General features: G+C 32.2%; 19 protein-coding genes. 7 read left to right on the top strand and 12 right to left on the bottom strand.

Annotation, left to right across the window (positions count from 1 at the left end; all coding sequences use genetic code 11):
- The 4 genes from HMPREF2810_RS12845 to HMPREF2810_RS12830 all read right to left on the bottom strand — a co-directional run.
- The coding region (locus HMPREF2810_RS12845; protein WP_070635617.1) for a MazG-like family protein at positions 1–197 on the bottom strand (197 nt) is incomplete at its 3' end.
- The gene (locus HMPREF2810_RS12840; protein ID WP_002382580.1) at positions 197–1,159 is read right to left on the bottom strand and encodes a Lin1244/Lin1753 domain-containing protein; all 963 of its coding nucleotides are present in this window, start codon (positions 1,157–1,159) and stop codon (positions 197–199) included. The genes HMPREF2810_RS12845 and HMPREF2810_RS12840, both read right to left, overlap by 1 nt.
- A 13-nt stretch (positions 1,160–1,172) precedes the next feature.
- On the bottom strand, positions 1,173–2,063 hold the full coding sequence (locus HMPREF2810_RS12835) for a recombinase RecT (protein WP_002382579.1): 891 nt from the start codon (positions 2,061–2,063) through the stop codon (positions 1,173–1,175).
- 2 nt (positions 2,064–2,065) lie between these two features.
- Positions 2,066–3,007: a YqaJ viral recombinase family nuclease gene (locus HMPREF2810_RS12830; protein ID WP_002382578.1), complete on the bottom strand. Its 942-nt coding sequence runs from the start codon at positions 3,005–3,007 to the stop codon at positions 2,066–2,068.
- A gap of 72 nt (positions 3,008–3,079) precedes the next feature.
- On the opposite strand from HMPREF2810_RS12830, the gene HMPREF2810_RS12825 reads away from it, so the two are divergent.
- Positions 3,080–3,457 carry a hypothetical protein gene (locus HMPREF2810_RS12825; RefSeq protein WP_002410219.1) on the top strand — a complete coding sequence of 126 codons (378 nt, stop codon included), beginning with the start codon at positions 3,080–3,082 and terminating at the stop codon, positions 3,455–3,457.
- Here the strand turns inward: HMPREF2810_RS12825 and HMPREF2810_RS12820 are convergent.
- From HMPREF2810_RS12820 to HMPREF2810_RS12795, 5 genes are all read right to left on the bottom strand, one after another.
- Positions 3,419–3,694 carry a hypothetical protein gene (locus HMPREF2810_RS12820; protein ID WP_002382577.1) on the bottom strand — a complete coding sequence of 92 codons (276 nt, stop codon included), beginning with the start codon at positions 3,692–3,694 and terminating at the stop codon, positions 3,419–3,421. The genes HMPREF2810_RS12825 and HMPREF2810_RS12820 overlap by 39 nt on opposite strands.
- A gap of 94 nt (positions 3,695–3,788) precedes the next feature.
- Positions 3,789–4,016 (bottom strand): hypothetical protein, encoded by a 228-nt coding sequence (locus HMPREF2810_RS12810; protein WP_002382575.1) that lies wholly within the window; start codon positions 4,014–4,016, stop codon positions 3,789–3,791.
- Complete coding sequence (locus tag HMPREF2810_RS12805; protein ID WP_002382574.1) at positions 4,016–4,339, bottom strand: hypothetical protein; 324 nt, start codon at positions 4,337–4,339, stop codon at positions 4,016–4,018. The genes HMPREF2810_RS12810 and HMPREF2810_RS12805 overlap by 1 nt, the downstream gene beginning before the upstream one ends.
- Positions 4,340–4,381: 42 nt before the next feature.
- Positions 4,382–4,567 carry a hypothetical protein gene (locus HMPREF2810_RS12800; RefSeq protein WP_002382573.1) on the bottom strand — a complete coding sequence of 62 codons (186 nt, stop codon included), beginning with the start codon at positions 4,565–4,567 and terminating at the stop codon, positions 4,382–4,384.
- The gene (locus HMPREF2810_RS12795) at positions 4,558–4,752 is read right to left on the bottom strand and encodes a hypothetical protein (RefSeq protein ID WP_002382572.1); all 195 of its coding nucleotides are present in this window, start codon (positions 4,750–4,752) and stop codon (positions 4,558–4,560) included. Before HMPREF2810_RS12795 ends, HMPREF2810_RS12800 begins: the two co-directional genes overlap by 10 nt.
- A gap of 53 nt (positions 4,753–4,805) precedes the next feature.
- Between HMPREF2810_RS12795 and HMPREF2810_RS12790 the strand changes: the two genes are divergently transcribed.
- Positions 4,806–4,988 carry a YegP family protein gene (locus HMPREF2810_RS12790; RefSeq protein WP_002364224.1) on the top strand — a complete coding sequence of 61 codons (183 nt, stop codon included), beginning with the start codon at positions 4,806–4,808 and terminating at the stop codon, positions 4,986–4,988.
- Positions 4,989–5,027: 39 nt separating this feature from the next.
- Here HMPREF2810_RS12790 and HMPREF2810_RS12785 read toward each other — a convergent pair whose 3' ends face one another.
- From HMPREF2810_RS12785 to HMPREF2810_RS12775, 3 genes are read right to left on the bottom strand one after another with little or no spacing between them, the layout of a single operon-like run.
- A complete protein-coding gene (locus HMPREF2810_RS12785; protein WP_002410221.1) occupies positions 5,028–5,753 on the bottom strand; it encodes a Rha family transcriptional regulator in 726 nt (241 codons plus the stop codon).
- 19 nt (positions 5,754–5,772) lie between these two features.
- Positions 5,773–6,090 carry a DUF771 domain-containing protein gene (locus HMPREF2810_RS12780; RefSeq protein ID WP_002382568.1) on the bottom strand — a complete coding sequence of 106 codons (318 nt, stop codon included), beginning with the start codon at positions 6,088–6,090 and terminating at the stop codon, positions 5,773–5,775.
- Between the two features lie 11 nt (positions 6,091–6,101).
- A complete protein-coding gene (locus tag HMPREF2810_RS12775; RefSeq protein WP_002382567.1) occupies positions 6,102–6,320 on the bottom strand; it encodes a hypothetical protein in 219 nt (72 codons plus the stop codon).
- Between the two features lie 292 nt (positions 6,321–6,612).
- Between HMPREF2810_RS12775 and HMPREF2810_RS12770 the strand changes: the two genes are divergently transcribed.
- From HMPREF2810_RS12770 to HMPREF2810_RS12750, 5 genes are all read left to right on the top strand, one after another.
- Positions 6,613–7,047, top strand: coding sequence for a helix-turn-helix domain-containing protein (locus HMPREF2810_RS12770; RefSeq protein ID WP_002382566.1), 435 nt, complete (start codon positions 6,613–6,615; stop codon positions 7,045–7,047).
- A 15-nt stretch (positions 7,048–7,062) separates the two neighbouring features.
- The gene (locus HMPREF2810_RS12765) at positions 7,063–7,542 is read left to right on the top strand and encodes an ImmA/IrrE family metallo-endopeptidase (RefSeq protein ID WP_002382565.1); all 480 of its coding nucleotides are present in this window, start codon (positions 7,063–7,065) and stop codon (positions 7,540–7,542) included.
- A 17-nt stretch (positions 7,543–7,559) separates the two neighbouring features.
- Entirely contained in the window at positions 7,560–8,345 is a 786-nt protein-coding gene (locus HMPREF2810_RS12760) for a tetratricopeptide repeat protein (RefSeq protein ID WP_002382564.1), read from the top strand.
- A gap of 61 nt (positions 8,346–8,406) precedes the next feature.
- Positions 8,407–8,823, top strand: a complete 417-nt coding sequence (locus tag HMPREF2810_RS12755; RefSeq protein ID WP_002382562.1) for a hypothetical protein — start codon at positions 8,407–8,409, stop codon at positions 8,821–8,823.
- Positions 8,824–8,834: 11 nt separating this feature from the next.
- Positions 8,835–9,965, top strand: coding sequence for a tyrosine-type recombinase/integrase (locus HMPREF2810_RS12750; RefSeq protein WP_002382561.1), 1,131 nt, complete (start codon positions 8,835–8,837; stop codon positions 9,963–9,965).
- The last annotated feature ends 195 nt before the right edge of the window (positions 9,966–10,160 follow it).

Genomic DNA, 10,160 nt, shown 5'->3' with positions numbered 1-10,160 from the left:
TTTTGCATAGCGAGAATAATTAACGTCACAACCACATCACCAATACCATCTCTTAGGTCGTTTTCGTTGTTTCTTGCCAATGCAGCGCCAACTTCTCCGACTTCCTCAATCACTTTTAGCATTTGCTTTTCGGGTTCCGCTTTATCTAAACGCTTTTCTTTCGCCCATTCTTCCACTAATTTAACTAATTCATTCATCATTTTCCCTCCAAAAAATCTTTTATTTGTCTATCAAGTTCAGCTTGTTCTTCTGGTGATAGCTTTTCTTCTTCACCGTTCGCTTGATTCATCCATTCAGGCACCTTTTCTTGCCGAACAGGTTTATTTTGATATTGCTTATTTTGTGTTTTTTTATCTGCTCGTTCTCTCTCGTTATTTAGATAATCAGCATATGTTTTTACACCATTTGCTCGCCAATTTTTCAAAATACCAGCAAAATAGCTATATCTTCGTTCATTATTTCTAGCACAGATATTAACAGCCTCTTTCAATAACTCGAGATCTCCGTCAAAATCAGCAAGATCATATTGTAAATCAGTGATATTAACAGGAGTAGCAGGACTTACATTCTGTGAATAATAGCGGATTAACTCCGTTAGCTTTTCTTCACCTAACGGCTCTTCAAAGAATGCTTTTTCAACCGACGTTTCAGGTGACGACGGATTGATGCAACTTTCTGTTTCTTTTTTGTTTACTTTACTTTTATTTACTTTACTTTCCTTTACTTTACTTTGTGTATTAATGTCAGCATTAACTGTTTCACTTTGAGAGTTACTGTTGACATTAACTATATATTTAGTTGGTTTTGGTGTTTTCCGTCTTTTTGTCGCTTCGAAAAATGTCGCTTGGATATTCTCACTCGTAAGCACCTTGACCGAGTCAAACAGTTCTTTATCAAAAAATCCCCATAAGACTAAGCGGTTCACTATTTGATTGAGCATTTCCTTACTTACTCCAGGCAGGCGTTTTAAAAGAGTTGCTTGCGATAAATCATCCCACAAAATGAAATATCCTTTTTTGTATATCGCACAAAGCAGTTTGATTACCGCAAGTTCTCCTTTAATACCAAATTCCCCAGCAATAGCTTCTATTTTTTCGTCTTCAAAAATTCCAACATCAAGAGGAAAATAATCCAAACCTTCTTTTGCAGGTCTTGCCATTACATCTCCTTCTTTACTCTAATGGTGGATTTTTAGTATCAAATAAATCTGTTTGATTCAATGAATCTGAATTAGCTTCATTAATTACTTCTGCTGTTTTCAGCGTAGTATTTTCTTCTACTTCCGTTTCGGAAATAATAGTTCCATCTTCTTGCATTTGTTGAACTTTTTCATCTGAAGTTGTCGCTTCTTGCATTTCGATAGATAAAATTCCCCATTTTGATAACATATTTCTTAATACTGTTTTACGAGCCATCGCATTATAATCTGTAGCCCAGACACCGCTCAATTTTGTTTTTTCTTTGTCTTTGCTATTTACGATTCGATGAGCTTCAATTTCTTGTTTGGTCCAATAAACAGTTTTCTTGAATCCATTTAATAGTTCAAAATATCCAACATATCCGATTACATCGTCTGATTGTCTACCGTTTGGATCAAATTCAAATTCTTCCGTTAACCTGTTCCAACTCAGTAACTCTCCTTCGTAGACTTCAATAACATTTAATGCTTTATATTTACCTGACCGTTGAGCCAATTGAATATACCCTTTATATCCTAAAATAAATTGGGCTTTCCTCTCCCATTTGCCAGTCTGCTTATTTTTAGTATTAAATGGTACGAGATAGGCATAACCTAGATTTTTATCTAATCCTAAATTTAATGTAGCAGCTGTTAAAGCCCCGCTTAAGATAGACATTGGCTCGCTTTCTGCCAAGTAGCTATCATTAGAAACTAAGGTCATGACATTTGACATAAAAGCATTAGCATTTTCATGAAGAACTTCCTCAAATTTCCGCTTCATAGTAGGAGTATTCATTAATCCTTTTAAACCTAATTGATTCGCAGGAACTTGTTTTTGATTTTGTTGTGATAATTGATTTTTTAAGGTTTCGTTTGTTGCCATTATTACTTAATCTCCTTTTCTATTAATCTTCGTGGCTTAGTAACCATATATATTTCTTCATCTTCTGCAATTTGAGGATATTTTTCAGCAATCTTTTTACTGTTCAATCTTTTAGTAGGTATTTCCTTCCACTCAACAATATATTTTTTGGTAATACCAATGCTTGCATTTCTTTTTCCCAATTCGCTTTTTATTTCATTTTCAATTTTTCTAATAGCTACATCCAACTCTTTTTTGGTTTTCTTCATTTCATTTTTTTGATCTATCAATTCGTCAAACGAAGCAGGTAAAGTAGTTTGCGTTTCTTCTATGTCGCTATACTTATCCTTTAAAAAGTCAGCTGTTGCCTTACTTCCGTCAATAATAGGTTCAACGCCTTTGATTACGTTATTTTCCCAAAAATCAACTAATTGCTCGGTCAGTACATCGATTAATTCCTGATCACGTTCTACTCGTTTCCAAATAAATTTCTGACCACCAATTAAAACTGCAATATAACAATAGTCTTTATTCAAAACATTCATATAATGCTGAACTTGGCAAAGATAACTCAATGGCACTTCGTCTCCTGCCCATTCTTTCGCTAAAAATTGATTTGCAGTTTTGCATTCTAGAATGGCATTTTCTCTAACCACTTCTCTATCAATATTTGCTCTTAAAAAAGGATGGAGCGAATGTTCGAAGACTTGATTTCTACGACGAACTTTTTTTCCTGTTCTTTCTTGGAACTCTTTCGCAACAACTTCTTCTAAAATAGTTCCCCAATAAGCTGGCTCACTATCTGTCTCGGTTAGCTCTATTTGACCAGTTTTTTCTAGCCATAATTGATAAGCGGATTTATATTGATTCAAGCCTAAAATCGTTGCAACGTCTGATCCACCTATACCCTTTAAACGATCTAATAACCACTCATCGTGAGTCATTTCAAGCGTTGATTTGCTCATCGTACTTACCTCCTTGTTCTCTTTTTGTTCGTATTATAAATTTGATACACTTTCCTTAAAGGAGTGATTTTAATGTATGATTATTTGATGGAGCCAAAACTACAAAAAACTATTGATGGCGAATTCATCGAAGTAAAAACTTATCTTTGTGGAGAAAATGTCATTTTTATCAAACTTAAATCAGATGTTGTACTGATGATTGACGAAACGAGACATTCTATTAATTTTCTTTTGCCAAATAAAAATAGCTGTTACGACATTGTTACTGGTATATTTCCTACCAAACCGATTCTCGGTCACCTAGAACTAGAAATGGACACATCCTGTTTATCAATGATTGAAAAAGTATACAAAAACAATCGCTTTGACACAGATTTTATTGGTTTTGAATTAGATAGCATTAAGTTGTTTCTATCCGATTCTTCGATTACTAAAGATACTCATTCTTAATTTAGAAAGTTCATCATTAGCTATATTCGATGACTTTTCAGCTTGTTCCGCTCGACTCTTCAAAAGTATGTTTTCTTCGGATAGTTCTTCAATTCTTTTTAAAAGATCATCCTTTGAATTATCCGAAGAATAAACCACTGATTTACGATTTCGTTCTATTCTATTAGCGATAATTTCTAACAAACTATTTGTAATTTCTTGTTCTTTCTTGATACTGTGTAATATTTCTTCGATCATTGTTCTTCCTCCTCATCGTATTCCCACGTTAGCTCTAACACTTCTTTTTCTTCAGGCGGCTCTTGTCTTGCCCCTAGCGAATCAAATTCAGGCATTACAACCCCTCCCAAAATAGTTTTATTTTTTCATCTTCCAATTCGATATAATCGACACCTTGTATTTGTAATTGATCTAAAAATGGTTTTGTAGCTCCTTTACTGCTTACCACACAACTTGTATTGCCATAAGATGCAGATGTCCGAACAGATTGGACAATGTTATTCTGTGCGTTTGCTAGCATTAATTCGTAAATGTCGTTACCTAAACCTCTTACTTCAATCATTACAACTCACCTCGTAAAAAATCTTTTAACAATATATCTAGTTTTTCCTCATTATTTTGTTTAGTTGAAGATGATTCTGCACCAATAAGTGCTTCTTTTATTTGTTTACAATGCGGACAATTACAATCATGAGCAAGTGCTTCTTCTTTAAATTTTTCAAATAATTCATTAAATGCAATTGCTTGTTCAGGCAAAGAACCTGCAAGTAAAACACTGGATGGTTCCATTCTTTCTGGATCAACAGTTGCTAAAACAAGAGCAACTTCTCCTCTCTGGCATTCTTTTACAAGTTCCATTAATAAATTTTGAATTTTTTCGTTCATTTTGATATACTCTCCTTAGTTAATAATTTTTGATTTTTTTGTTCAATATTTGCCCTGTTCGTTTGCAGACGATTGGGGCTCTTTTTGTACTATGCTTAATCTCTCTGGATAAACACCTTCATCAAATGAAACATATGGATATTCTTCGAGCAATTTTCTAAAGACTTCCGCTTGTGTTTCTCCAATCACATATGTTTCTCTACTAGCTTCACCCACAGCTACATACATTTTTCATCGCCTCCTTTTTTAGAGTATTGATACTTCGCTTCATCCCAGTTAAAAAACCAATGGATAAAGAAAGGTGCACTTAACGTTGCTAGTATTGGCATTGAAAAGTGGGTTTTCAGTAATACACCTAGCGCAATCATCAATAAAAATGTACCTATCAATCGTGCTTCTCGGATTGCTTTCATGGTTAACCTCCTATACTTTTTTGATATAATTCAATTGAAAGCGGGGTGCAAAAATGTTTTTTGTGATTAAACGAGCTTCTGATAAAAAATACTATTTTTTGATTAAAACTGAAGAAAATGAAATAATCGCATCAAGCAAAACTTACTACTACAAATCTTCTGTTTTAGAAATCATTGAATCCATTAAGAATGATATGAATCCAAAAGCAATCATTGTTGATACTACTTTTAACTGAGGATAAGTTAGGCTTATCCTTTTATTTTTATTTACTGATCTAGCTCACTTCTTTAAACATATCTCTGTTTCCATTAGCCATATCAATTCTTGCTTGTAATTCCAAGTCAGGCTTCCATTTAGGAATTAGAGTTAATGCTTCTTCATATCGAACTTTTGGAATATCTACATAAGAGGCTACATCGAATAATGCTTTCAATTGTTTATAGCAATTACTAAATGCTGATTGCTTAATACTTGAATCCTTATAAGCCGATGTTTTTTTGCCACCTAATACTTTGATAACAGTTGATGAAACTAGTCCTTGTATCTTTCGTTGTTGGCTTCTATTAATTGTTGTTTCTGTTTCTAGCTTATCTAAACGTTGATTTACAAGAGTCAATCCACGTTCATGTTTTAACGCAGCTTCTAATAACAATTCTGTGTTATTAATCGGTAAGTTTGATTGAGTTTTAAGCAGTTCCTCCATTTGGTTAAAAGCTTCAATGTATTTCAGTTTGAATGAATCTGCTTTTTTCCCAGTGAATCCAAATGCAATGAAAGAAAAGCCATCTCGATTCATGTAGTACAATCTTTGTTTTCTACCTCGAGAATCTTTATATTCTCCCTCAACAAACATACTTTGGTAATAAGCCGAATTTTCGGCCGATTGAATTTTAGCCTCTATTGCTTCAATAACATGCTTATGTTGTTTTTCAAATACTTCAGCAACTTGTAAACTAGTTGTTACTGCTTGTTGGTTTTTCATAATTACTAAGTTGTCCATTTTTTCCTCCTTAAAAAAATTAATAATCAGGCAATTCGATATATAACCATTTTAAAAACGGTCTAATGCGTTCAGCATCAAACAGCCATTGCGCATTTACGCTATCACTTTCTTTTTTAGCTAGCTTATTCTTTTTTACATACGGATCATCAACAATGTTTTGCATAATCCACGCCCGTTTGTGTCGAGTGATTTTTTCCATATCCGACATTGTGTACCATTCAGGTTGTAAAAAAGTTTTACAATATTGTTCAACATATTCTTTTAGATGTTTATCAAGATATTGATTATCCACTTGTACGTTAACTTGTACTGGCACTTCTGGTTGTGAAAACATGGCTACACCTCCTACATGGGTTGTTTTACATTTGTATATTTTCGATCAATATCTAAAAAATCAGCAATTTTCAACTTATAAGAATCTGCTTTTTCTCCACGTTGGTACCCTTCAATTATTTGCTTTGCATAAACTGATGATGTTCCAATATGCTCGGCAATATCTTTTAACTTAAGTTGTTTACGCTTCATCATAACTTCAGCTAATTCAGCAAAATCTGTCACATACATTTGACATCCTCCTTATGTTTAGTTTTGAATTAGCTAATTTATTAGCTAATATGTTGACAAACACTAATATATATATTAGTATAAGTGCATAGCTAAATAAGACTGTGAATAAGCCTTATATTCAACCTTTATCCGTCGCCAAACGTTTAGGTTCATCACTACGCTATTCTTTTGTCTTTTTTAGCTAACTAACTAGCTTATGAATACAGTATACTAACGTTTTTATTAGTTGTCAATAGAAAACTAATATTTTTTTTAGCTGTTATTTAAGCTTACTTTGAGGTGAAGGTTTATGAATTTGTTAGAAAGAATTAAAGAACTTTGTAAAAAACGAAGCATAAGTGTTTCTCGATTGGAAGAAGAATTAAGTTTTCCGAAAAATACAATTTATCAATGGAAAAATAGAACTCCTGGAACAGACAAATTAAGTATAGTTGCTGACTACTTTGGTGTTACTATTGACTATTTATTAGGTCGTACAGACACCCCACAGTTCTCAGCTAAGAATGAACGAGATGTACAAAAAATGTTATCCGAAATGAAAGATGGATTAACTAACAAACATACCTTAGCTTATTTTAAAAATGATGGTGAAGAAATCGACGAAGAAGATGCTGAACTACTAGCTGAAGCTTTAGAGTTTGTTGTACGTCAATCCAAGCTTATCGCCAAAAAGAAATTTACTCGCAAAGATTATCGAAAAAACAATCATGACGATTTAGCTTAAAGAGGTGTTTCTTTTATGTCGAGACAACGTATTAGAAAACTAGCTCATAAATTAATAGAAAAATATAATACAAGCAATCCTTATGAACTTTGTGATTATTTAGGAGTACCTATTTATTACATGGATTTAGGGAAGAATATTCTAGGTTTCCGTTCAGTATTGAATCGTGCACCTATGTTGCTTTTAAACACAAGAAATTCAGAAGAAGAGGAATATATAGTTTGTATTCATGAGTTAGGTCATCACTGTTGTGGGCATACTAATAACGCCGACCAGCTAACACGTAATAACATGCGTTTTATAGCTCAAGGTGATGAGTATGAAGCTAATTGCTTCATGATAGAAATTCTATTATATGGTGTAAACCTAGCAGAATACCCAACTAAAGAATGTTTATTGAGAAGTTGCGGTATTCCTAGCTGGGCTGAGCGCTATGTAGATTGGAAATATTTAGAAGAAACGGCAAATTTTGATAGTTATAACAGTTATTATTAATAAGGAGTTTTAATTTTATGAAATTTTTTACTAATTTGCAGTCTTACAAAAAACAATTAGAAAAATTTTATATCAAGGAAAAATATGAAACAATTCCTTTTTTACCTAGCGAAGAAGAGTGTAAAAGAATACTAGCTGAATACAAAACTTTTCCTTCAGTTATAGTTCCAAAAGAAAATATGAAAAAATTAAATAACGGATTATTGCCTGGACACATCATAATGTTGTGGTGGATATGTAATCCACGTACAAATAAAGAAAACATCCCATTATATTTTCTATATGAATACGGGATAGATTTCCATAAACAATTTGATTTCTTAATTTCAAAAAATTATATTATTGGAAAATGGATTATTTCTGAATTAGGTAGAAAAACAATTGAAAAATATGAATATATTATAAGAAATCACAAAGCCTTCAAAACAATTGATAAAAATGGAAATATCAAATATTCTTACCAAGATAAAAAAAGAACTCAAGTTAATGGGAAAATTATACCATTTAAATCTACTGGCGATTTTGTGGAAGATCAACATTTAGGATACTCGTATGAACAAAATAAAGATTATCCGAATGCTATTAAAGCCTATGAATCTGCACTAAGATTATCTTTAAAAGATAAAATGTTCTCAAATTGCCCTCCCCCTAACATTTTTACTAGATTAGCTATTATTTATAGAAAACAAAAAGATTATTCTTCTGAAATAAAAGTACTTAATCAAGCTTTAATGTATTATCCCTCATCTGAAACTTTTCAAAAAAGGCTTGAAAAAGCTAAACTTTTAAATACAAAAAAATAAAAGCTTTTTAGCTTTTATTTTACAACTAAAAAAGAACATACATTCGAAAAAGAGGTGCATTATGTGTAAACAAACAGATTTACAAAAATTATTTTCCCAGAGAAAAAAAGCTAAAATACTCCCTTTATCCGTTTCTTTGGAAATCACTACGCAGCCATCAAAAACGACTTTTATTAATACGGAAGTTTTAGTGAATGAAATGGATATTCCACATACTTATGATTTAATAGGTATTGTAAAAGACGACATAGCTTTCTTTCATATTGACGAATTAGTTTATATTCAACTGACTCAAGATATTACCAAGGCGGGATTTTACGTTATTAAAACAGAATTTGGAATTGAGATAGTTGTAAAAAAATACGGGAACGAAATCTATACATCACTAAAACGAAGACGAGGAAATAAAAACAAACCTCTTTATCAAAAGTACCATGTCGAAGATTTTTTATTCATCTTTGGAAAAATAATTTACTAGGAGAATCAATTATGGCAAGTATTAAACAACAACCTAATGGAAAATGGCGCTATCGCATTCGATACAAAGAAAATGGAAAATTTAGAGAAGTTTCAAAAAGCGGATTTAGAACTAAAAGAGATGCACAAGCTGCAGCAAACGAGCTAGAAAGAAAGCTAAATTCAGGACTAGTTGTACAACATAACAAAGACATTTTAGTTCAGGAATATCTAAGCAGTTGGATAAAATTAAAAGAAAAACAAGTTAAAAAATCAACTTTGGCAAAATTAAATAGAGCAATTCGTTTACACATTCTACCACAATTTGCTTATTATAAAATAACAGAAATTCGTCGTATAGATTGCATAAATTGGGTAAACGAAATGTGCACTCATCTATCAATTGAATCTGCTAAATCTTATTGTTCAACTTTTAATAGCGCTTTAGAGGATGCTGTTAACGACTTTAAATTAATAGATTCTAATCCTATGAAAAATATTAAATACCCTAAAACGGAAAAGAGAAAAACAGCGATTCAGTTCTTTGAAAAAAGAGAATTACAAAATCTTTTAGTAACCGCTGAATCTTATAAAGGGACAAAACCTTTCATTAACTATCAATATTATGTACTTACTTTTTTACTTGCTCGAACTGGATTAAGGCTGGGTGAAGCGTTAGCGTTAAAATGGGAAGATGTCACAGAAGATAAACTCACAGTGAGCAAAACTTTATACCGTGAAAACAATCAAAATTTTATTACCACTCCCAAAACCATATCAAGCTATCGAACAATTATACTTGATAAAAAATGTATCGAACTCTTGAAAAGCTTTAAAATAAAGAAAATTGAACACTCTTTAAAATCAAACGCTTTCATATTGAATAAAGAGTTTGTATTCACAGATTCAAAAGGCGACTTCTTAAAACAGTGTAACTACAGAACGTATTTCACAACAATATGTACATTAGCCGATGTTCCTAAATTATCACCGCACGCGCTAAGACATTCACACGCTGTACATCTTTTAGAAAGCGGCTCTAATATAAAATTTGTTTCAGAACGATTAGGCCATCACACGATCAATATGACCGCAAATGTTTATCTACACGTATCTAAAAAAATGGAAACAGAATCCATTTCAAGATACGAAAATTTTTTATAATTTTTTGTGGCAAATTTGTGGCAAGTAATTTAAAACATCGATACAAAACCTTATTTATAAAGATTTTCAGCAATTTACACTATTCGGTTGATGAACCTTGGTTACAATTGCAACAGTTCACATTCTAATATGGAAAGTCAAAATAGTCAATGAAAGCCCTGTTTTACTTTGCACTTATTTGCAGTTTTCACCTCT

Source organism: Enterococcus sp. HMSC078F03 (assembly GCF_001811595.1).
In the GTDB taxonomy this organism is placed as follows: domain Bacteria; phylum Bacillota; class Bacilli; order Lactobacillales; family Enterococcaceae; genus Enterococcus; species Enterococcus faecalis.
Note: the sequence above shows the minus strand (reverse complement) of the source record. Positions and strands in the feature narration are given on the sequence as shown.